Source organism: Streptomyces sp. NPDC059788 (assembly GCF_042732265.1).
Lineage (GTDB): Bacteria > Actinomycetota > Actinomycetes > Streptomycetales > Streptomycetaceae > Streptomyces.
The window spans coordinates 100,320-122,741 of sequence record NZ_JBHWHY010000005.1 but is presented as its reverse complement, the minus strand read 5'-3'; the positions used below and the strand labels follow the sequence as shown (position 1 = coordinate 122,741).

The following is a 22,422-nucleotide window of genomic DNA, read 5'->3' as shown; positions in this document are numbered from 1 at the left end:
ACGACCGTATCAAAAATCCGCCCTGAAATCCTTGACTTGTCTCACCATTCCTGATATTCGTCACGCTTTCGTGGTGCGGTAACCTGTCTTCATGCGTGACGAAAAGACGGCCGGGTGCCGGGTCTGCGGTGCCGGGCTGGCCGTGGCGGTCCGTGGGCGGCCACCCGCGTACTGCTCGCGGAGCTGCCAGGCGAAGGCGTACCGGCGGCGCAGCAAGGCCCGAACGGCAGTGGAGGCGCGCCCCGGGCAGCCCCGGGACCCCCTGGCACAGGAGTCCGGCGGGCCGCGGCCGCCCGAAGGCGGCGCGCGCGAGCGGCGCCGTCGCCAGGTCGTCGAAGCCGTGTGGCGGATCGCGGCCGGCCGCGGCCTGGAGGCCGCGAGCATGCGCGAGGTCGCGGCGGAGGCAGGGGTGTCGCTGCGTGTGGTCCAGTACTACTTTGGCAGCAAGCACCACCTGCTCGTCGAGGCGCTGCGGATGCTGCACGAGGAGAACGACCGCCGCGCCCGCGCGCGCATGGCGGGCCTGTACGAAGCGGGCGACCTGCGTGCCGTACTGCGCGCGGTCCTCGTCGAGTTCCTCCCGATCGACGAGCAGCGCGCGCTGGCGCTGCGGGTGTTCACCGCGTACTTCGTGCGCAGCCTGACCGACCCGGCGACGGCCGAGGTGTTCCTGCACGGCGAGCAGGTCGTGGAATCCCTGGTCGCCACCCTGATCCGGGAGGTGGGCGCCGTGCGGCCCGGCGTAGATCCCGGGCGTGAGGCGGATCTGCTGGTGTCGGGCGTCTCCGGGCTCGGCCTCGATGTGCTGCACGGCCGCCGCACGATGGCCGAGGTCCAGGGCGCCATCGACTACCACCTCGACCGGATCTTCGCCTGACCGGCCCGGCCCGCCGCCCCCGGGCTCAGGGCGCGGGGACGTTCACCAGACTCCCGTGCAGGCGGTAGTGCGTGACACCCGCCCGACCCGGAAGCTCGGGCGCGGCCGTCGAAGCCGTCACGCCCTCGACGGCCCCGATGGCCGCACGCAGTCGGTCCGCCGCGCCACTGGCGGCGAAGTCCCGCCAGGCGCCGTCGTCCTCCCACTCGGCGTAGTTGAGAACGCTGCCGCCGCCCTTGGAGAGGTGGAGGTGGGCGCCGAGCAGACCCGGGACCTCTTCCCGCTCCAGTGCGGCGAGTACGGTGTCGGCCAGCGCGCGCTGCGCCGCCGGGCCGGTGGTCGTGAACGTCGGAGTGACCAGCAGGCCGGGGCGTCGGCCAGGGGTCCCCTGGAATACGTAGCTGCCGTACCGCGCATACCGGGTCACCCCGGGCCGTCGGATGCCGGGAATCAACTCGTCGATACGGTCGATGGCGGCGGGCCGCCGATGGCGTACCCATTCCCGGTGCGCGTCGTCGTCCGTCCACTGTGCGTAATTCAGGACGTGGCTGCCGTCGCCGCTCAGGAAGGCGCTGAGCGACAGCATCGCCGCGGGGCGCTGCTGCCGCTCCCACGTGTCGAGTACGGCGTCCGCGGCGCGGCGCTGGAGATCCGGCGCGGGCACGATCCAGGGACTGACGAGAACCGTACCGGCGTCCGGGCGGCGGATGTCGGGGTGGGCGGGCGTGCTGATCATCGGGCTTCCTCGCTGCTCGGGCCTGTTCCTCGCCGCGCAGCCTCCAATGTGAACCGCACTTGAGGTCAAGACCCGGGAGAGACAGGTGTCAATCATCATTGACGCCCGCCCATCGTCAACCTACATTGACACCATGAGCGAAGCAACGAAGCTCGCCGAACGGGCGGGCGACCAGGACCCCCGGATCGGACTGCGCGCCGTCGCCGCGCTCCGCAGGCTGCTGGAGCAGCTGGAAGCCGTACAGGTGCGAAGCGCCCGCGCGAAGGGCTGGTCATGGCAGGACATCGCCGCCGAGCTGGGAGTCAGCCGGCAGGCGGTCCACAAGAAGCACGGGAGGCGTTGATGTTCGAACGGTTCACGGCGAGCGCCCGCGACGTGGTGCGGGGCGCCACCGCCTACCCGGCCCGGCCGGGCCCCGGCACGGTCGGCGAAGGGGAGCTGCTGCTCGCCCTGCTGGACGGCAGCGGCTCGCCGGGCGCCGAGGCGCTCGGCATCCTCGGACTGCGGGAGCGCCGGACGTCCGTGGAGGCCTCGCTCAGCCAGGCGCGCCGGCGGGGCGGCCTGACGGCCGCCGACGCGGAGGCGCTGGCGGGGCTCGGCATCGACGTGTCGGAAGTCGTCTCACGGGTGGAGCGCGAACACGGCGAAGGCGCCCTGGACGCCGCCTCCCGGGCGCCCGCGCGGCGCGGGCGCTCGCTCCGCGGGCCGTTCGGCCCCGAGGCCAAGGCGGTGCTGGAGCGGTCCCTGCGCGTCGCGCTCGGCCGCGGGGACAAGCACATCGGCGACGAGCACCTGCTGCTCGCCATGGTGGCCGGGCCGGGCCTCGCCGCGTCCGTACTGGCCGAACACGGCGTCACCCACGCCGATGTCGTACGGGCCCTGGAGCAGCAGGCCGCGGCCCGCTGACAGGGGGCCGGACCCGCGCTCCGTACGGGACCCGCGCTACGGATACGCGACCTGCACCGCCCCGGTCCCCAGCGTCCCGTGCCGCGGCAGCAGACCGGCGTCCGCGATCGCCCCCAGCAGCGGGTTCAGCAACTGGGCGAGCCGCTCGGCGCGGGCCCGGCCCAGCGCCCGCCACGGACCGGCGGCCAGCCGGTCCGTCATGCGCTCGACCTCGTCCCGCCCCTCACGGGCCCGCTCCGTCGGACGGCCGTCCGGAGCGATCCAGCCGCGCGCGGCCAGCCGGTCGTGCGCGTCGCTCCACTCCTGCGAAGTCCAGCCGCGTCCCTTGAAGTTGGCCTTCGGCGCCGCGCCTATCGCGGCGAACGACACCAGCGCCTCGCACGGCTCCAGGTCGTACGTCAGCAGAGCCGCCAGATGGCCGTCGCCGCGGTGCTCGCGCAGCACCGTGATGGCGTGCCAGAGCGCCAGGTGCGGGGCGTCCGGCCAGGGCAGGTCGCGGTTGGCGGCGGCCAGCGGGCGGGCCGCCGTGGAGGCGTTCTCGGCGGCCTGCCGGGCGAGTTGGGCCGCCTCGGCGATCTGGGCGGCGGACATCCGGCCGGTTCTCATCAGGCCGGTCAGTATGCGGTCCACCGCCTGGAGCCGCGCGTCCAGTATCTTGCCCGGCGCCGCCGTCGACCAGATCGCCGGCACGTACCGGGAAATCATCCGCGGACTGAAGCTGTAGAACGTCGCGGCCACCAGTTCGGGACCCGCCGCGCCGAGCGGTGCCGTGCGCCAGGCGAAGTAGCTGGGCCAGCGGGAATCGGTGTCGTAGCCGAGGGCCGCGGCCTCCTCGAACGCCTCCGGTGCGAAGTAGAGAATGGCGTGGACGGGCTCCAGCTGACGCCACATCCGGCGGGCCACGGCGGGGTATTCCGACATCGCTTACCTCTTGGCCTTCAAGATCCGTTCAGACAAGGAGAGTTGACTGTAAAGGCGGACACGGCCACAGGTCTGCGATTTCTCGCGGCGGGACCCGGCGTCGGGCAAAAAGCCGTGCGAGGGTCTGAGTTCCCCGATTACGTGCGGTGAATCCAGACCCTCGCGGGCAACTCTGCGTAATCGCCGGGCGATCATCCCGGGAGGTCAGTGCGGCGGCTCCGGCCCGCCCGCATATGCCTCCGGGTCACGCAGCAACGCTCCGACGTGCGCAGCGGTCCAGGACAGACGGCGACGTACGTCCTTCAACTGCTCGTCGGTCACGCCGTGATCGCGCGCGGCGTCCCGCAGGTCGTCCCGGAAACGGTCCAGCAGCCGGTCGAAGTCCCGGGCCGGATCGCCGGAACCGGGCTCCGACGCCCACGCCGGCTCCACGACCGCCCGCCCGGCCCCCTCCGGCCACACCGCGCCCGAACCGTCCCCCGCCGCCACGTCCTCCTTGACGAGGCCCACCCGGACCGCGCCCGCCGGCTCCCGCTCCTCCGGGCCGCCCGGCCGGTCCGCGTCCGCCGCCTCGCCCGCGGCGCCGAAACGGCCCATCTCACGCGAGACCTCCGACAGCGCCTCGCGCAGCGCGCCCGCCCAGTCCCCGGTGCGTACGTGCTCCTGGGTCTGTTCCTGTACGCGCTTGATGGCCTCCTGCACCTCGTCGCGTACGAACATCCGGGCGTCCCTGGCCTGCTTGCGGGCCCGCTGCGCGTCCTGCTTCGCCCGCCGGCTCTCCTCCTTGGCCCGCCGGGCCTGCTCCTTCCACTCCTCCTTCGCGCGGCGGAACTCGTCCTTCGCCTGCCGCCACGCCTCCTTGTCGCCGGAGCGCCCCTCGAAGTAGTCGGCCGCGTCGGGAAAGCCGGGCTCCGCGCCGCCCTTGCCCGCTTCCCGCCGGTCCCCCCGTGCCTCCCGCACCGCCTCGCGCATCTCGCGCCGCAGGTCCCGGGCCGAACCGCGCACGTCCTCCCGGATGTCCGAGGCCAGCGCCGCCACCGACTCCCGGATCTCCATCTCCAGATCCGCCAGCTCACCACCGCGGTCCGCCAGCTCCGCCCGGCCCGCCTCGGTGATCGCGTAAACCTTGCGGCCGCCCTCGGTGGTGTGGGTCACCAGCCCCTCGGTCGCCAGCTTGGCCAGCCGCGGATAGACCGTGCCGGCGGACGGCGCGTACAGGCCCTGGAAGCGTTCCTCCAGCAGCCGGATGATCTCGTAACCGTGCCGCGGGGCCTCGTCCAGCAACTTGAGGAGGTAGAGGCGGAGGCGGCCGTGGGCGAAGACGGGGGCCATGGCTTCAGAGCACCTTCCTGTCGGCGGGGGAGTCGTCCTGGACGTCGTGGCGCGGGGGCCCGGAGCGGGGGGATTCACCGTCGTACGGCTCCTCGTCCTGCTCGTCCGACGGCGGGCGGCGCAACAGGGCCAGCCCTCCGGACACCGTCGTGACCCGCAATGACCCGCTGCCCGAGCCGAGCCGGCCCGCGATCCGCTTGGCCCCCCACTGCCCGCTGACCCGCAGATCGTCGAAGGCGTTGGCGACCGTACCGCTGGTGGTGTTCGCGTCGACCTCGGTGTCACCCGGGGCGGGCAGCCGAATGGCGACCTCGCCGGAGACCGTGGTCAGCCGCACGTCCGTCCCCCGGGCCGCCGGGTCGAGATCCAGGACCATGTCCCCGCTGACCGAGTCCGCCTTCACGAATCCGCCGGAGCCCTCGATGAGCGTCAGATCACCGGATACGGAGCTGAAGCGCAGGTCACCGGTGACGGCCTGCCCCTCGACCCGGCCGGAGACCGTCTCGGCCCGCACGGGACCGGTCAGACGGACCAGGGTGGTGTCGCCGGACACCCCGCGCAGCTCCGTACGCCCGGAGATCCCCGAGATCACCGCGCCCGCGCCGACCGTACCGACCGCGACCCGGGTGGCGGCGGGCACCGTGACCGAGACGACCGCGCTGCGGTGCCAGCCCTTGCGGTCGAGAAACTTCAAGAAGCCCTTCCAGGGCAGATCCTCGTACGTGACGGTGAGCGTCCCCGCCTCCTGCCGGACCACCAGCGGCGGCCCCGACAGCTCACTTATCTCCACACGGGCCGCACCGCCGTCCGCCGTACCGACGACATTGACGGTCCCGCCGACCACACGCACCTCAAGCGCGTCGACAGGCTCCTCGATCTCCAGCGTGCGCGGCTCGGAGACCGACCACTCGGTCCGGGCTGACATGTCCTGGCCTCCCCAAGAAACGACGGCAACGCAACATATCGCGTATCCGCTAACACGATATATCGCGCCGCGTCCGTTGGCCAAGTGCCCGACGGCCGGCCGCCCCCGGGCCAACGACAAAAGGGCCGGGCATGGGGGCACCCCCCATGCCCGGCCCTGCCAGGACACTCACGCCCGCCTGTCAGCCCCCAGCCACGACGGCTGGAAGGACAGACAGCGCACAACGCGCACCCCGGCCAAGCCCTCGCGCCAAAGGCGCAAGCGCAGCGCCTACTCGTCCTCCTCATCGTCCAACCGAGCCAACCACGTCGCCAACCGCTCGACCGGAACCTCGAAGTCGGGATTGAGGTCGACAAAGGTGCGGAGCTGTTCCGCGATCCAGCCGAGGGTGACCTCTTCCTCACCGCGCCGGCTCTCCAGCTCCTCGATACCGCGATCCGTGAAATACACGTGCTCTCCACCAGGTTTTCGGGACGTTCCCGGCCAGGATAGGCAGCCGCCGCGACCCCTCGCGTCACTCGCACCCTGGGGCTAACCTGATCACCTGTCAACGGCCCTGGGGCAGTGCGACATTGCCGCTCAGGGGGAGCAGGAGGCCGTGATGCGCGATCGCGCACATCTCATCGAGCTGCCCGACGGGACGGCGGTCTGGGCCCGGGTCTCCCGGCTGGACGTCGCGGGTGAGCCGGACGGGGAATTCGACGACGTAGGGGCCTGGAGCGCGCTCGGAGCGCGCGTGGAGGGGCTGCGGGAGCTGGTCGGCGGGGTCGCGGCGAGCCTGCGCGCGGCGACGGAGCGGGTGGCGCCGGACGAGACCAGCGTGAGCTTCGGCGTGGAGGTGGCGGCCAAGCCCGGCCGGGCGGTGGCACTGCTGGCAGACGGCGAGGCCAAGGCGAACCTGTCGGTGACGCTCACCTGGCGCCGCAAGGAGGCACCCGAGGAGAGCCTCGCCCCGGACACCGGCCCCGCCCCGAACACGGCCCCGGCCCCGGACACCGACCCCGCCCCGGACACCGGCCGCACCCCCGGCCGAGGACCGCACGATTCGGGCGCATGATGGCGCCCCGGGACGGCGGACACGCCTCCGCCCGCGGTGAGCACGCCGACCGCGAGAAGTACGCGCTCCTGCTCGGCCACGCGGGCCGGGCCACCGTCGCCATCCGCCCGGCCCCCGGCGTGCACCCGGCCCCTTTGTGGGGCAGCGGGGTATTCGTCGCCCCCGGGTGGGTGCTGACCTGCGCCCATGTGCTCACCAGCGGGGACGGCCGGCGCCGCGTCACGGGCCCGGCCGGGGAGGTCGGGGTGGCGTTCGACGGCCGGGTGGTCGCCGCGCGACTGGAGTACGACCTGAGCCGCCCGGCGCCGGCCTCCCCACCCGGTGGGGGACCGGACGAGAGACCGGCCCCGGCCCGGAACGCCCCCGGCCCCGACGACCCCGCCCCGGCCGGTCCCGATCCGGCCGCCCCCGCCCCTGCCCCGGGCCCCCGCATAGACCTGGCCCTCCTGCGCCTGCTCGACGAGAACACCGCGCACCCGTGCGCCTGGCTCAGCGACCAGCCCGCCGCGCTCCTGGAGGACGCGTTCATCTTCCGCGGCCACGACCAGCCCGGCGCACCAGGAACCCCGTACGACCAGCCACCCGCCGCCCCAGCCCCGCACGTACCGCCCACCCCACTCGCCGCCCCCACCGCCACCCCCATCCCCGTAGACCCCTTCATCGCCGTCCGCTTCGGCGCCCGCGACGCCCGCGGCCTCCAGTTCGGCAGCGACGTCCGCGTGACCCCGGGCGCGTCCGGCGGGCCGCTGCTGGACTGCGACCGCGGCGAGGTCGTCGGCATCGTCAAGGGCAGTCACCGGGAGGACCGGGTCGGCCTCGCGGTGCCGGTCACCGAGTTGCGCGAGCTGGCGCCGCACCATCTGGTACCGGGCGCCACCGGCCTCGGCGACGACCCGTACCACGCGCTGATGAGCCTGCACGACCGCTGGCACTGGGCCGGCCAGGACCTCGGCGGCCGGGGCGAGCCCACCTGGTTCGACGCGCAGCACGCGATCATGTCGGGGCGCGGCCGCCTGTGGGGCGTGCAGGAGCGGCTGCAGGCGCTCGACCTGCTGGCGTCGCTGCCCGCGCCGCGCGACCCGCTGGTGGTGGCCGCCGCGGTCGCCGAGGCGCTGGGCTGCGCGGACCCGGCGGGCCGTGCCGGCCGTACGGGTCCGTGGGCGCTGCGGACCTGGCGGGACGGGCACGGCGCGCTGTACCAGGGCAGCGACCCGTACACGGAGCTGTGCGCCTTCGTGCACTACCTGCGCATCGTCGCGCAGCGCACGGCCGACGAGGCGCGCGGGGCCCCCGGCGAGGAGAGCGACGGCGTCCGCCTGGCCGCCGAGCGGCTGGCCCTGTTCGTGACGGCGAAGGCGGTCGTGCTGCTGCCCAGGGACCGGGAGCGGATCGGCCCGGTGCGGCGCCGCCCCGACTCGCTGCTGGTGGAGTTCGAGCCGCTGTTCTACGACGACGCGGGCGGCCGGCAGCTGTTCAACTGGTCGGTCAGCGAAGGGTACGGGCAGGGCCGGTGGCAGCGCGTCGAGCTCCAGGAGACGACGGCCGGGGTGACGTTCGAGCAGGCCTGTGACCAGGTCCTCCAGCGGCTGGGCCCGCGCCTGCTGCGCGCCGACGACGCGGCGGGCGGCGTCCGGGTGCGCCTGGAGGTCGCGGTGCCCGAGGACCACTGGCACACTCCGGCGGACCGCTGGCGGGTGCCCGCCTCGACGCGCCGTAGTGCGCGGCTGCGCCCGCTGGGCCCGGCGCGCGCGGTGGTGCTGCGCGACCAGGGGCGCCGCCAGGAGGTGGACCCGGCCTGGCTGCGGCGCTGGCAGGGCCTGGCCGCGGCGGGACGGCTGACCGGGCTGCGGGTGCCGGCCGGGGTCCGCGCGTCGGCGTCGGGCCTGTCGCGGCTGCTGGAGGAGGCGGACGAGGGCGCGGTGCCCACACTGTGCCGTTCGGTGGTGGACGGGGTCGGGCAGGAGGCCGTCGGCTGGACGCTGGACACCGGCCATCCGGTCGCGCTGTGGGTCGGTGAGGGGCACGGCGGGCGTGACTGCGACCGGGCGTGCGACGAGTTCCACCGCGAGGTGGGGCAGCTGCTGGGCGCGCCGGCGTCGGTCGCGGAGATACCGGAACTGGTGCGGGAGCTGCGCGCCAAGGCCGTGGAGGGCGGGGCCTCCTGGGCCCGCGACCTCGTACTCCTCTACGACGACCCGGGCAACCCGATCCCTCAACTCTTCTCCCGGGCCACGCAATTGTCGCCCCCATGACGCCCCCGAGACCGGAAAACGCCCCGCATCCTTCCGTCCGGCTGGCTACTGTCCTAGCGTCGTGAGAGATTGCTAGGGGGACGGGTCCGGGGGAGGGCGGGAAGCGGATGCCGACGCTTGCCGGGGATGTTCTTCCACGGCCCTTTCGCCCCTGCCCGATGGCCGGCCGGCGACGAGGAGTTCCGACGTGAGCGACTGGCTCATCTACCGTGGCGCGGGGGCTCCGCACGACGGCATCGAGCAGTTACCACCGCCCCCTCCCTGGCGGGATTTCGACGGCGGCCCGCTCGTGGCGCCGCCCGCCGCCCTCGACCACGCGTCCGAGCGCAGGCTCGGCGTGCAGCGCCGCGAGGCCAGCTACCACCGGCCGGGCGAGACCGAGCGCGAGCTGGTCAACGCCGCGCTCTATCTGCGCCGCCCGCTGCTCGTCACCGGCGCCCCGGGCAGCGGCAAGTCCACCCTGGCGCACTCGGTCGCGTACGAACTGGGCCTGGGCCGGGTGCTGAACTGGTCCATCGTCAGCCGCAGTTCGCTGCGCGACGGGCTGTACGAGTACGACGCGATCGGCCGCCTCCAGGACATCCAGATCGCCCGCGCGGCCCGGCCGCAGGCGGCCGGCGGGCCGACCGCCGACAGCCCCGCGGCGGACCGTCCCGAGCCGCCGGACGAGCCCGGCGGCGGCATCGGCCGCTATATCCGCCTCGGCCCGCTCGGCACGGCCCTGCTGCCCGCCGCGAAGCCCCGGGTGCTGCTCGTCGACGAGCTGGACAAGAGCGACATCGACCTCCCGAACGACCTGCTCAACGTGCTGGAGGAAGGGGAGTTCCGGATTCCGGAGCTGGAGCGGCTGGCCGGATCCGCCCCCGAGGTGCAGGTGCTCGGCGACGACGGCGGCCATGTGACCGTGCGCGACGGCCGGGTGCGCTGCCGCGCCTTCCCCTTCATCGTGCTGACCAGCAACGGCGAGCGGGACTTCCCCGCGCCCCTGCTGCGCCGCTGCATCCACCTGAACATCCCCACGCCGGACAAGGAGCGCCTCGCGGACATGGTCCGGGCGCACTTCGGCGAGAGCGCGGCCGCCGACTACGAGTCGCTGATCGACCGCTTCCTGGACCGCGAGCCGGGCGACGTGCGCGCCGTGGACCAGCTGCTCAACGCCATCCACCTGACACAGAAGGCCGGCTGGGCCGACGAGGACGAGGAGGAGACGCGGCGGCGCCTGACGGCCGAACTGCTGCGGCCTCTGGATCGGACCAGGTGATCCGGGGTGCCGGCCGGCGGACCGGGCTTCGGCCCTCTCGGTGAGATCGTCGCGCGGCTGCGCGCGGCCGGTCTGCCCGCCGACGCCCGCGCCATGGCGGACGCCCTGTGGCTGTCCCGGTGGATCACCCCCGCCCCCTCCGGCGACGACGGGGAAACCGCCGACGGGGGCACTCCGCCCGCCGGACACAGGCCAAAACCGGCCACTTTCTCCGTGGACCCGCGCGGCCGCGAACCGTCCCGGGACATGCCGTCCCGTACGGAGCCCGCCGCGCGCGACCGCCCCCGCCGCCCGGAGGTGGAACTGCTGCCCGCGCAGGACGACCGCACCCTCGCCCCCGGCCGTGGGCGGCTCGGCGAGGTCGGCATCCCCGTCGCCTCCGCCTTCCCGGGACTGCTGCCGCTCCAGCGCGCCCTGCGCCCGGTCCAGCGCTACCACCCGCCGGTCGCCCCGGCCCGCCGGGAGCTGGACGAGGACGCCACCGCCGACCTCTCCGCACACGCCGAACTGATCATCCCGGTGCTGCGCGGCGTCCGCCGCCGCGCGGCGAGCCTGCGCCTGCTGATGGACGGCTCGTCCTCCATGGCCGTATGGGAGCAGATGCTGCACGACCTGCGGCAGGTCTGCGAACGGGTCGGCGCCTTCCGCGACGTCACGGTGCACTACCTCCACCCGCACGGCGGTGAGGTCGGCGTCGCCGCCGGCCCCGGCCGGGACGCGCCGCTGCGCCCCGCCGACCAGCTGCACGACCCCACGGGCCACCACCTCACCCTCGTCGTCAGCGACTGCGCGGGCCCGCTGTGGCGGGACGGGCGCATCCAGCGGCTGCTGTACCGCTGGGCGGCCGACGCGCCGCTCGCCGTGGTGCAGCCGCTGCCGCAGCGGATGTGGGCGCGCACCCTGCTCCCGGCCGTCGCGGGCACGCTCGTGCGGCGCCAGGGCCCGTACCGGGCCCTGGACTTCCGGCCCGCCCGGCGCCGCCGTCGCACCCCGTCCGAGGCCGGGCGCCGGCCGGGCGACGCCCGCGAGCGCGCCGTACCGGTCCTGTCGGCCGCGCCCGCCGCCCTCGGCTCCTGGGCCCGGCTGGTCGCGGCCGAGCCGGGCCTCTCGCTGCGCGGCGCCGCCGCCGTCGTACGCGGCGACCACGGCCTCGGTACGGACCTCACGCGCCCCGCGGAGCGCCCCGAACCGGCCCAGCTGGTGGCCGAGTTCGAGCAGGCCGCCTCGCCGGACGCCCGCCACCTGGCCGTCCACCTGTCGGCCGTACCGCTCGCGCTGCCCGTCATCCAGCTCGTCCAGCGCGCCATGCTGCCCCAGACCGGCCCCACCGAGCTGGCGGAGGTGCTGCTCAGCGGCCTGGTCGAGCAGCTTCCCGACGAGGGCCGGCCGACCGGCCGCGACGGCGCGGCAGGCGGCCCCTGGTACGAGTTCGCGCCCGGCGTACGGGACGAGCTGCTGAGCCGCCTGAGCGCGGGCGAGGCCGCCCTCGTCCTCAAGCACTGCTCCCTCTACATCGAGCGCACGTTCGGCCGCAGTGCCCGCAACTTCCCCGCGGTGGCCGTCGCCATGCTCTCCGGCAGCGGCCGGGAGCCGACGACCGGGCAGCGCGCCGTGCCCGAGCCGTTCGCACGGATCTCCGAGCGGGTCCTGCGCCGGTTCGAACCGGCCCTCCGGGCGCCCGCCCGGCTGCCGTACGCACCCGACGGCCCCGCCGCCGAGGGTGCCGCGCTGCTGGAGCGCTACGAACAGGACGGCACGGTACGGGACTTGATCGAAGCGGTGCGTCTGCTGCGCGCGGCGGCGCAGCGGCAGCCCGCCGCGGGCACCGACCTCGCCCGCGCACTGCTGCACGGCTGGGCCGAGTGGCGGCAGCCGGACGCCCTGCAAGAGGCGGAACGGGCGGTACGGGCGGCGGCGGAAGCCGTCGGCGGCGATCCGGAGCGGTCGCCGGACGGGGACGGCGAAGCACGCATCAGAGCCCTGATCGTGCTCGCCCGGGTGCGCTACGCCGGCGCGCAGGAGCGCGGCGCCGCGGGGTACCCGGACGGTGAACGGGGTGCGCTGGAGGACGCCGCGCGCCACCTGGACACCGCATGCGGGCTGATGAGCCTGCTGGACCCCCGCGTATTGGAGAGCATGGTGCTGCGTACCGAAGTCCTGCGGCGGCTGGCCGCGCTGCCCACGGCCGCAACCGGCCGGCCCGGCGACCCGCTCCACGAGGCCGAGCACGCCCTGACCATCCTCCTCGAACAGTGGCCCAGCGGCGAGCAGGTGCCCGGCGAGATCTACGCCGCGCGCGGCGGCGTCCTGCTCGACCAGGCACGCCGCGCCTGCGGCGAGGACACCGGCGAGGCGCACACCGGAGCACTCGCCCTGCGCGCCACCGCCGACCTGGACACCGCCACGGTCCTGCTGCGCCGCAAGGGCAGCGCCGCCGACCGCAACGTCTGCGAGACGCTGCTGGAGCTGGCCCAGGCCCGCGCGCTGCTCGGCGGCACCGGCCCCGACACCGTCCTGCCCGTCCTCCAGCGCGCCCGCGCGCTCGCCCGCGCCCTGCGCGATCCGGCCCTGGAGGCGGAGAGCCTGAGCCGTACGGCCACCGCGCACCGCGCCGTGCACACCCGCACCGGCGACCTCACCGCCCTCGACGCGGCCATCGAGGCACTGGCCGCCGCGCTGCGCCTGACCACCCCCGACTCGCCCGAGCACAGCTCCCTGCTCGCCGAGCGCGGCGCGGCGCTGCTGCTGCGCGCCCGGCTGGAGCCGCCCGGCGAGCAGGGCAAGCGGCTGGCGAACGAGGCGGTGCACGTGCTGCGCGAGGCCCTCGGCCGGGTCGCCCCGCACGACCCCGAACTGGCCGCGCACCGACTGCTGTTCGGACGCGCCCTGCGGCTGCGCCACGACCGCCAGCCCTCGCTGGCCGACCTGCACGAGGCCGACTGGGTCCTGGAGCTGGCCGCGCGCAGCTCGTCCGACCCGGCCGTCGGCGCGGAAGCCTGGCTGGAGGTCGGGGACGTCCAGCTCGCGCTCGACCGGCGCTTCGGCTCCCGCGAGCGGCACGACCGCGCCGCCGCCTGCTACCGCCGGGCCGCGGCCGACGCCGAGCGCGCGGCCAGCCCCCTGCCGGCCGCCCGCGCCCACCACCGGCGGGCCGGGGTCCTGGAGCACACCGCGGGCCCGCAGGCGGCGCTCGACGCCTACCGGGAGAGCTGGGAGCAGTGGCAGCGCGCGTCCGAGGAGAACGGCCCCGAGGCCCGGCTTACGTGGGCGCGGATGCGCGCCCTGGAACCGTCCGAATGATCGGCTGACCCGGCCGGCCCGGGTGTTTCCGCGCTCGGGCGCGCGGGAACACACCCGTCCACCCGGCCCAGAGGAGAACAGCGTGGCGACAGTCCCCGTCACCGGTACGGCCCCCGCCGCGCCGGCCGAGCCGTCCGGCCCGTCGGCCGAGCCGCTGCCGGACTTCGGCGGTGTCGATGTGGCCGCGGTGGCCGAGCGGACGGGCCACCCGGTGCTGGGCGAGGTGGCGGCCCTCCTGCTGCGCACCTGGGCATCCGCCGCGGAAGCGGTGGCCTACTACGACGACGGCCCGGGGGACCCCGGCGACCGCTGAGAGAGCCGCGCCCCGGCCGGGCGGCGGTATCCGGACAACCAGGCCGCGTATCCGGCCAGTTGTCGATGCCCCGCGCATGTCTCCCGGCGGCCGAGCCATGTATGGCGACAGCGGGCCGACTCCGGGGTGCCCGGACGTCGGACGCGGGCAGGGGGCGGCGTCGTGGTGTGCCAGAGCCTTCGGACCGTGGTCCCCTTCCGGCAGTTCGTCCTGAAGACGCACAGCCGCTGCAACCTCGCCTGCACCTACTGCTACATCTACGCGGGCCAGGACCACAGCTGGCGCGACCGCCCCCTGCACGCCCCGCCCGGCACCGTACGCCAGACCGCGCTGCGCATCGCCGAGCACGTACGCGCCCACCACCTCGACGAGATCCGCATCGACCTGCACGGCGGCGAACCCCTGCTCACCGGCCCCGGACCGCTCCTCGACCAGGCCGCCGCACTGCGCGCCGCGCTCCCCGCCGGCTGCCGCGCGCACCTGGGCGTACAGACCAACGGCACCCTGCTCACCCCGCCGACGCTCGACACCCTGGCCGGCGCGGGCTTCCGCATCGGCCTCAGCCTGGACGGCGGCACCCCGGGCCTCAACCGCCGCCGCGTCGACCACGCGGGCCGCGCCTCCTGGCCCGCGGCGTCCCGCGCCGCCCGCCTGCTGGCCCGCCGCCCCGACGTCTTCGCGGGCATCCTGTGCACCATCGACCTCACCTCCGACCCCGCCCGGGTCTACGGCTCGCTGCGCGCGCTCGGCCCCCCGATGCTCGACTTCCTCCTCCCGCACGCCAACTGGACCAGCCGCCCGCCGCTGCCACCGGGCCCGGCCGGCCGCACCCCGTACGGCGACTGGCTGTGCACCGTCTTCGACCTGTGGTGGGCCGAGCGGCAGCCGGCTCCCCGGGTCCGTCTCTTCACCGAGATCATCGGCCTGCTGCTGGGCCGCCCCAGCACCAGCGAGGCGGTCGGCCTGTCGCCCGTCGTCGCGCTCATCGTCGACACCGACGGCGCCATCGAACAGGTCGACTCCCTGAAATCGGCCTACGAAGGGGCCGCCACCACCGGCCTGGACGTCTTCCGCAACAGCTTCGACGAGGCGCTGGGCCACCCCGGGATGGCCGCCCGCCGCCTCGGCGCGGACGGCCTGTGCGCCCGGTGCCGCGCCTGCGCGCTGATGACGGTGTGCGGCGGCGGCAACTACGCCCACCGCTACCGGGCCGGCGGCAGCGGCTTCCGTAACCCGTCCGTGTACTGCGCCGACCTGGAACGGGTGATCCGGCACATCGCCGCCCGGCTCCACGCCGAGCTCCGCGTGGACCGGCCCCCCGGCGCGGCCCCCGCGAACGTCAACTGGCGTACGGAGTACAAGACCTGACGTGGCGTCGCCGCGGTGGGCGATACTTGGGCTATCGTGCCGAACAGCCAGCTCGCGCACGCGCGAACCACCGCATACCGAGGAGACGGTCGCATGGTCGATCAGTCCGGTAACACCGGCTCCGCAGAACACATCACCATCAGCTATGCGGGGTTCAACCGGCCGTGGGCGGCCTGGATTTCACACCAGCTGGAACAGCTCGGGCACGGCACCACCATGCTGCGCTGGGACCCCCCGGCCGACAGCCCCCTCACCGAGGAGCTGGCCGGCCTGCTCGCGGCCGAGGGCCGCCTGCTCATGGTGCTGGACGACTGGTACTTCAAGCTCGGCCCCAAGACGCACGAAGAGTGGACGGCCGCCCTCCAGGACGTCGTACCGGAGCACTCCGACCGGTTCGCCGCCGTCAGCGTCGCCACCCAGCGGCTGCCCGCCACCGCCTCCATGCTGCGCCCCGCCGACCTGCGCGACCTGGACGCCGTCGAGGCCAACCGCCGCGTCCTGAACCGCCTCGGCGTCCCCACCGCCGGCCGGCGCACCGCCGAGCCCGCCGCCAACGCGCCCCGCTTCCCCAACGACCCGCCCGAGATCTGGAACATCCCCCGCCGCAACAACCGCTTCACCGGCCGCGACACCGCGCTGGAGGAGCTGCACGGCAGGCTGGCGGGCCCGGTGCCCGGCGCCGGCCAGCCGCTGGAGACCCGCATCGCCCTGTACGGCATCTCCGGCGTCGGCAAGAGCCAGATCGCCGCCGAGTACGCCCACCGCTTCGGCAACGACTACGACGTGGTCTGGTGGATCAGCGCCACCAACCGCGGCGCGGCCCGCGAACAGCTCGCCGAGCTGGCCACCCGCCTCGGCCTGCCCGTCGGCCAGGAACTGGGCGACCGCATCCGCGCCGTCCACGAGGCGCTGCGCGTCGGCCGCCCGTACCGCCGCTGGCTGCTGATCTTCGACAGCGCCGACGACATGGAGCAGATCGAGGACCTGGTGCCGGACGGCCGCGGACACGTCCTGATCACCACCCTCACCCGTGACTGGTCCGGCTCCGGCAGCGCCCAGGAGATCGAGGTGCTGCCCTTCACCCGCATCGAGTCCTGCGCCTACGCGCGGCGCCGCGCCCCGCGGCTGACCACCATGGAAGCCGACCTGCTCGCCGACGCCGTGCAGGACCTGCCGCTGCTGCTCGCCCAGACCGCCGCCTGGCTGGACGCCAACCCGATGGCGCCCAAGGAGTACATCGAGCTGATCCGCCGCGGCGAGCCGAGCCTGGTCGGCATCCGCATCTCCACCGACTACCCGATGGCCTTCCAGACCAGCTGGGCCATAACGCTGAACACGCTGCGCGAGCGCAGCCCCGCCGCCGTCGAACTGCTCAAGCTCTTCGCGTTCTTCGCGCCCGACGCCATCCCGGTGCCCATGCTCGCCCGCGCCCGGCGCGGTGACCTGCCCGAATACCTGGCCGACCTGGCCGCCGAACCCATCGCCTGGAACACGGCCCTGCGCCGGCTCACCGAGTCCACCGCCGTACGCCTGGACTACCAGATCGCGCAGACCACCTCGGACCCCGCCGTGGAGACCGCGCAGATGCACCGGCTCTACCACCGTTTCCTGCGCAGCGACATGGCGGAGGACGAGCGGGACGCGATGTCCGCCACGGCCTGCCGGGTGCTGGCCACCGCCGACCCGCAGAGCCCCTCCGACACCCGGACCTGGGAGCAGTACGCCGCCCTCATCCCGCACTTGGAGCCGGCCGGTGTGCTGGACAGCCCGGAGACCTCCGTCCAGGAGCTGCTGCTGAACTGTGTCGAGTACCTGCGGGTCCGCGGTGAGTACCGCATCGGCCTGCGTCTGTGCGAGCAGTTCCTCTCCCGCTGGCGTACGCGCATCCACCCCACCCAGCGCACCATGCTCGTGGTCACCCACCAGCACGCCAACATGCTGCGCAGGCTGGGCCGCTACCGGGAGGCCGAGGCGGTCGGCAGCGCCGTCGTCGAGGAACTGGCCGCCGAGCGGGAGCCGGGCGACGGCGCGCTGCTGCGCGCCCAGGACGGCCTCGCCGGCACCCTGATGGCGCTCGGCTCGTACGGGCAGGCGATGGACATCTTCGAGTCCGTCGTCCGGGGCCGTACGGAACTGCTCGGCCCCGAGGCGCCGCTCACGCTCTCCTCCCGCAGCAACCTCGCCTCCGCGCTCAGCGCCATGGGCCGCTACCAGGACGCCCTCGAACTCTTCGGCGAGGTGCTGCTCGTCTGGGAGCGCGAACTGCGCGCCCGGCACCACCTCACCCTCGGCGCCGCCTACTCCTACGCCCGGATGCTGCGCCTGCTCGGCCGCTACACCGACGCCCTGTCCCGCCAGGAGCTGAACGTACGGCTCTACCACCAGGTCATGGGCAAACACACCCCGCTGACCCTGCGCGCCGAGCACAACCTCGCACTGTGCCTGCGCCGCTCCGGCGCCGTGACCCAGGCCGACACGCTCATGGGCGACGTGGTGGAGCGCTCCCGCCGGGTGCACGGCCCCCGGCACCCCGAGACGCTCATGATGCAGGCCAACTACGCCACGTTCCTGCGCGAGCACGGCGACCTCGGCACAGCCAGGGCGCTGGGCGAAGAGGCCGCCGACCGCTACCGCACCCTGGTCGGCGAGGCCCACCCGTTCACCGTCGGCGCGCTCGGCAACACCGGCCTGGTCTGCTGGGAGTTCGGCGAGCGCGACAACGCGCTGGCCATCGCCGAACAGGCCCTCAAGGGCATGACCCGGGCGGTCGGCCCCGACCACCCCTGGACGCTGGGCTGCGCCCTGAACGCCGCCGGCGCCCGCAACCGCGTCGACGACGAGGAGAGCGCCGCGCAGCTGAGCCGGGAGACGCTGGAGCGCGCCAAGCAGGTGCTCGGCGACACCCACCCGCTGACGCTCTCCGCCAAGACGGCACTCGCCGACGACCTGCGGGCGCTACGGCGCGGCCAGGACGCGTCCAAGCTGGAACAGCAGGCCGTACAGCAGCTCACCGAGACACTGGGCGCCGAACACCCGCACACCCTCTCCGCCCGCCGCAGGCGCCGCCCGTACTGGGACTTCGAACCGCAGCCGGTCTGAGCCCACCGCACCTGCGGAAAAGCCCGGGGCCCCGCCACGAACGTCGAGCGTTCGCGGCGGGGCCCCGGGCTGTCACACCATTGGTCGCGGGTTACGCGTCGAACGCCTCGGCGATCAGCGCGGCCTGCTCGGCCTGGTGGCGCTTGGCGGAGCCCACGGCCGGCGACGAGGAGTGCGGCCGCGAGATGCGGCGCAGACGCTCGCCGTGCGGCACGTCGGCGCCGACGGACAGGTCCAGGTGGTCGATCAGGTTCAGACCCAGGAACGGCCACGCACCCTGGTTCGCCGGCTCCTCCTGCACCCACAGGTACTTGCCCGCGTTCGGGTACTTGGCGATCTCCGCCTGGAGCTCCTTGCCGGGCAGCGGGTACAGCCGCTCGATACGGACCAGCGCCGTGTCGAACGCGCCGCGCTTGACCCGCTCCGCCTCCAGGTCGTAGTAGACCTTGCCGGAGCAGAAGACGACCTTGGTGACGTCCTCGGCCTTCGCCGCGTCGTCCGAGATCACCGGCCGGAAGCCGCCCGTGGTGAACTCCGCCGTCTTCGACGCCGCGGCCTTCAGACGCAGCATCGACTTCGGGGTGAAGACGACCAGCGGCTTGTGGTGCGGGTTGTGCACCTGCCAGCGCAGCAGGTGGAAGTAGTTCGACGGGAGCGTCGGCATGGCGACGGTCATGTTGTTCTGCGCGCACAGCTGCAGGAAGCGCTCGATGCGGGCCGAGGAGTGGTCCGGGCCCTGGCCCTCGTAGCCGTGCGGCAGCAGCAGGGTGACGCCGGAGGTCTGGCCCCACTTCTGCTCGGCCGAGGAGATGAACTCGTCGACGACGGTCTGCGCGCCGTTGACGAAGTCACCGAACTGCGCCTCCCACATGACCAGCGCCTCGGGGCGGGCGAGCGAGTAGCCGTACTCGAAGCCCATCGCCGCGTACTCGCTCAGCAGCGAGTCGTAGACGTTGAAGCGCGCCTGGTCCTCGGACAGGTAGAGCAGCGGGGTGTAGTCCTCGCCGGTCTCCCGGTCCACCAGCACCGCGTGGCGCTGGCCGAAGGTGCCGCGGCGGGAGTCCTGGCCCGACAGGCGGACCGGGGTGCCCTCCATCAGCAGGGAGCCGAAGGCGAGGGTCTCGCCCGTACCCCAGTCGATCGTGTCGTCCTCCACCTGGGCCGCGCGGCGCTGCAGCTGCGGCAGCAGGCGCGGGTGGACGGTGACCCGCTCGGGGATGTTGACCTGGGACTCGGCGATCCGCTTGACGACCTCCTGGGAGATCGCGGTCTCCACCGTGACCGGGAACTCGGCCTGCGGCTCCGGCACCTCGGGGGCGGCCGGGGCGGTGGTGGCCTCGCGGACCTCGGTGAAGACCTTCTCCAGCTGGCCCTGGAAGTCCTGGAGGGCCTGCTCGGCCTCCTCCAGCGTGATGTCGCCGCGGCCGATCAGCGACTCGGTGTAGAGCTTGCGCACCGAGCGCTTCTTGTCGATCAGGTCGTACATCAGCGGCTGCGTGAAGCCCGGGTTGTCGGTCTCGTTGTGACCGCGGCGCCGGTAGCAGATCAGGTCGATGACGACGTCCTTGTTGAACGCCTGGCGGAACTCGAAGGCGAGGCGCGCGACGCGCACCACGGCCTCCGGGTCGTCACCGTTCACGTGGAAGATCGGCGCCTCGATCATGCGGGCCACGTCCGTGGCGTACATGGAGGAGCGGGCCGACTCCGGCGCGGCGGTGAAGCCGACCTGGTTGTTGATCACGATGTGCACGGTGCCGCCGGTGCGGTAGCCGCGCAGCTGCGACATGTTCAGCGTCTCGGCGACCACGCCCTGGCCCGCGAACGCCGCGTCACCGTGCAGCTGGACCGGCAGGACGGTGAAGTCCGTGCCGCCCTTGCCGATGATGTCCTGCTTGGCGCGGGAGATGCCCTCGACGATCGGGTCGACCGCTTCGAGGTGCGAGGGGTTGGCGGCCAGCGAGACCGTGATCTGCTCGCCGTCCAGGCCGGTGAAGGTGCCCTCGGCGCCCAGGTGGTACTTCACGTCGCCGGAGCCGTGCATCGACTTCGGGTCGAGGTTGCCCTCGAACTCGCGGAAGATCTGCGCGTACGACTTGCCGACGATGTTGGCGAGGACGTTCAGCCGGCCGCGGTGGGCCATGCCGATGACGACCTCGTCCAGGCGCGACTCGGCGGCCGAGTCGATGACCGCGTCCAGCAGCGGGATGACGGACTCGCCGCCCTCCAGGGAGAACCGCTTCTGGCCGACGTACTTGGTCTGCAGGAACGTCTCGAACGCCTCGGCGGAGTTCAGCCGGCGCAGGATGCGCAGCTGCTCCTCGCGCTCCGGCTTGGAGTGCCCGCGCTCGACCCGGTCCTGGATCCACTTGCGCTGCTTGGGGTCCTGGATGTGCATGAACTCGATGCCGGTGGTGCGGCAGTACGAGTCGCGCAGCACGCCCAGGATGTCGCGCAGCTTCATCATGGTCTTGCCGGCGAAGCCGCCGACGGCGAACTCCCGCTCCAGGTCCCACAGCGTCAGCCCGTGCTCGATGATGTCGAGGTCGGGGTGCTTGCGCTGCTCGTACTCCAGCGGGTCGGTGTCGGCCATGACGTGGCCGCGCACCCGGTAGGCGTGGATCAGGTCGAAGACCCGGGCCGCCTTGGTGACGTCGTCGTCGTGGCTGACGTCGATGTCGCGCAGCCAGCGCACCGGCTCGTAGGGGATGCGCAGCGACTTGAAGATGTCGTCGAAGAAGTCGTTCTCGCCGAGCAGCAGCTGGTTCATGATGCGCAGGAACTCGCCGGAGGCGGCGCCCTGGATCACGCGGTGGTCGTACGTGCTGGTCAGCGTCATGACCTTGGCGATGCCCAGCTTGTTCAGGGTGTCCTGCGAGGTGCCCTGGAACTCCGCCGGGTAGTCCATCGCGCCGACGCCGACGATGAGGCCCTGGCCGGGCATCAGGCGGGGCACGGAGTGGACGGTGCCGATGCCGCCCGGGTTGGTCAGCGACGCGGTGACTCCGGTGAAGTCCTCCATCGTCAGCTTGTTGTTGCGGGCGCGGCGGACGATGTCCTCGTACGCCTGCCAGAACTCGAAGAAGCTGAGCGTCTCCGCCTTCTTGATGGCCGCGACGACGAGCTGGCGGTCACCGTTGGGCTTGACCAGGTCGATGGCCAGGCCCAGGTTGATGTGCTCGGGCTTGACCAGCGTCGGCTTGCCGTCCTTCTCCTGGAAGGAGTAGTTCATCGACGGCATGGCCTTGAGGGCCTGCACCATCGCGTACCCGATGAGGTGGGTGAAGGAGACCTTCCCGCCACGGGCGCGCTTGAGGTGGTTGTTGATGACGATGCGGTTGTCGAAGAGCAGCTTCACCGGGACGGCGCGCACGGACGTGGCCGTGGGCAGCTCCAGAGAGGCGTTCATGTTCTTCGCCACGGCGGCGGAGGGGCCACGGAGGGTGACCAGTTCCGGGCCTGCGGGCGCCTCGTCGGCCTTCACGTCGTCCTTCTTGGCAGCGGGCTTTGCGGGGGCGGTCTTCGCCGGAGCGGCCTTGGCGGGTGCCGGGGCGCTCGCGGCCGGCTTCGCCGGAGCGGCGGGCGCGGCGGCCGGTGCCGGGGCGGCCGGGGCCGCGGGCTGCCGCTGCGCCGGCTGGGCCGGGGCCGCGGGCGTGCTCGGCGCGGCGGCCTGGCTTGTTCCGGAGGCCGACGTGGCGGGGGCGCCGTCACTCGCCGAGGTCGGCGCGGCGGCGCTCGTACCCGGCTTGTAGTCGGCGAAGAAGTCCCACCAGGCTCGGTCTACCGAGTTCGGGTCCTGGAGGTACTGCTGGTAGATCTCGTCGACGAGCCACTCATTCGGACCGAACGCGGCAGCAGGGTTCTTACCCTGCCCCTCTTGGTCAGTCGAAGTGCTCGAACTGTTGGGGGACTGTGGCGACACGGCGGCAACCGCCCTCTTCCGCTTCCTAAGGTGGTGGACAGCGGGAATAAAGGCTACGCCTCTCCGGACCTTTGGTGCAGTCCGGGGCCGTCAGTCGTCGTGCACGTCACATTCGGCAGCGGGTTTCGGGGCATGACTTGGCGGGAAACACACCAG

Annotated in this window: 16 protein-coding genes; 10 read left to right on the top strand and 6 right to left on the bottom strand. The window is 73.5% G+C overall.

The features are described from left to right. Nucleotides 1-91 precede the first annotated feature (91 nt). The gene (locus ACFV57_RS06225; RefSeq protein WP_385226252.1) at nucleotides 92-877 is read left to right on the top strand and encodes a TetR/AcrR family transcriptional regulator; all 786 of its coding nucleotides are present in this window, start codon (nucleotides 92-94) and stop codon (nucleotides 875-877) included. 25 nt (nucleotides 878-902) lie between these two features. Here the strand turns inward: ACFV57_RS06225 and ACFV57_RS06220 are convergent, their stop codons facing one another. After that, nucleotides 903-1,613: an antibiotic biosynthesis monooxygenase gene (locus ACFV57_RS06220; protein ID WP_385226250.1), complete on the bottom strand. Its 711-nt coding sequence runs from the start codon at nucleotides 1,611-1,613 to the stop codon at nucleotides 903-905. A gap of 133 nt (nucleotides 1,614-1,746) precedes the next feature. Between ACFV57_RS06220 and ACFV57_RS06215 the strand changes: the two genes are divergently transcribed. Together ACFV57_RS06215 and ACFV57_RS06210 are read left to right on the top strand one after the other, a co-directional pair. Continuing rightward, a complete protein-coding gene (locus tag ACFV57_RS06215; RefSeq protein ID WP_385226248.1) occupies nucleotides 1,747-1,956 on the top strand; it encodes a helix-turn-helix domain-containing protein in 210 nt (69 codons plus the stop codon). Beyond that, the gene (locus ACFV57_RS06210; RefSeq protein ID WP_385226246.1) at nucleotides 1,956-2,519 is read left to right on the top strand and encodes a Clp protease N-terminal domain-containing protein; all 564 of its coding nucleotides are present in this window, start codon (nucleotides 1,956-1,958) and stop codon (nucleotides 2,517-2,519) included. The genes ACFV57_RS06215 and ACFV57_RS06210 overlap by 1 nt, the downstream gene beginning before the upstream one ends. 36 nt (nucleotides 2,520-2,555) lie before the next feature. Here ACFV57_RS06210 and ACFV57_RS06205 read toward each other — a convergent pair whose 3' ends face one another. The 4 genes from ACFV57_RS06205 to ACFV57_RS06190 form a co-directional block, all read right to left on the bottom strand. Then, entirely contained in the window at nucleotides 2,556-3,440 is an 885-nt protein-coding gene (locus tag ACFV57_RS06205) for a hypothetical protein (protein WP_385226244.1), read from the bottom strand. A 204-nt stretch (nucleotides 3,441-3,644) separates the two neighbouring features. After that, on the bottom strand, nucleotides 3,645-4,772 hold the full coding sequence (locus ACFV57_RS06200; RefSeq protein WP_385226242.1) for a helix-turn-helix transcriptional regulator: 1,128 nt from the start codon (nucleotides 4,770-4,772) through the stop codon (nucleotides 3,645-3,647). 4 nt (nucleotides 4,773-4,776) lie between these two features. Beyond that, nucleotides 4,777-5,697 carry a DUF4097 domain-containing protein gene (locus tag ACFV57_RS06195; protein ID WP_385226240.1) on the bottom strand — a complete coding sequence of 307 codons (921 nt, stop codon included), beginning with the start codon at nucleotides 5,695-5,697 and terminating at the stop codon, nucleotides 4,777-4,779. Between the two features lie 270 nt (nucleotides 5,698-5,967). After that, entirely contained in the window at nucleotides 5,968-6,147 is a 180-nt protein-coding gene (locus ACFV57_RS06190; protein ID WP_385226238.1) for a DUF6104 family protein, read from the bottom strand. Nucleotides 6,148-6,298: 151 nt separating this feature from the next. On the opposite strand from ACFV57_RS06190, the gene ACFV57_RS06185 reads away from it, so the two are divergent. From ACFV57_RS06185 to fxsT, 7 genes are all read left to right on the top strand, one after another. Then, nucleotides 6,299-6,754, top strand: coding sequence for a CU044_2847 family protein (locus ACFV57_RS06185; RefSeq protein ID WP_385226237.1), 456 nt, complete (start codon nucleotides 6,299-6,301; stop codon nucleotides 6,752-6,754). Beyond that, nucleotides 6,751-9,006 (top strand): trypsin-like peptidase domain-containing protein, encoded by a 2,256-nt coding sequence (locus ACFV57_RS06180; protein ID WP_385226235.1) that lies wholly within the window; start codon nucleotides 6,751-6,753, stop codon nucleotides 9,004-9,006. The genes ACFV57_RS06185 and ACFV57_RS06180 overlap by 4 nt, the downstream gene beginning before the upstream one ends. A gap of 187 nt (nucleotides 9,007-9,193) precedes the next feature. After that, nucleotides 9,194-10,267 (top strand): AAA family ATPase, encoded by a 1,074-nt coding sequence (locus tag ACFV57_RS06175; RefSeq protein WP_385226233.1) that lies wholly within the window; start codon nucleotides 9,194-9,196, stop codon nucleotides 10,265-10,267. 6 nt (nucleotides 10,268-10,273) lie between these two features. Next, nucleotides 10,274-13,567 carry an SAV_2336 N-terminal domain-related protein gene (locus ACFV57_RS06170; protein ID WP_385226231.1) on the top strand — a complete coding sequence of 1,098 codons (3,294 nt, stop codon included), beginning with the start codon at nucleotides 10,274-10,276 and terminating at the stop codon, nucleotides 13,565-13,567. Between the two features lie 82 nt (nucleotides 13,568-13,649). Next, a complete protein-coding gene (locus tag ACFV57_RS06165) occupies nucleotides 13,650-13,880 on the top strand; it encodes a YxD-tail cyclophane-containing RiPP peptide (protein WP_385226229.1) in 231 nt (76 codons plus the stop codon). A 186-nt stretch (nucleotides 13,881-14,066) separates the two neighbouring features. Further along, nucleotides 14,067-15,248 carry an FxsB family cyclophane-forming radical SAM/SPASM peptide maturase gene (locus ACFV57_RS06160; protein WP_385226227.1) on the top strand — a complete coding sequence of 394 codons (1,182 nt, stop codon included), beginning with the start codon at nucleotides 14,067-14,069 and terminating at the stop codon, nucleotides 15,246-15,248. A gap of 93 nt (nucleotides 15,249-15,341) precedes the next feature. Continuing rightward, nucleotides 15,342-18,347 carry an FxSxx-COOH system tetratricopeptide repeat protein gene (gene fxsT / locus ACFV57_RS06155; protein ID WP_385226226.1) on the top strand — a complete coding sequence of 1,002 codons (3,006 nt, stop codon included), beginning with the start codon at nucleotides 15,342-15,344 and terminating at the stop codon, nucleotides 18,345-18,347. Between the two features lie 91 nt (nucleotides 18,348-18,438). On the opposite strand, the gene ACFV57_RS06150 is transcribed toward fxsT, so the two are convergent. Next, complete coding sequence (locus ACFV57_RS06150; RefSeq protein WP_385226224.1) at nucleotides 18,439-22,266, bottom strand: multifunctional oxoglutarate decarboxylase/oxoglutarate dehydrogenase thiamine pyrophosphate-binding subunit/dihydrolipoyllysine-residue succinyltransferase subunit; 3,828 nt, start codon at nucleotides 22,264-22,266, stop codon at nucleotides 18,439-18,441. Between the last annotated feature and the right edge of the window lie 156 nt (nucleotides 22,267-22,422).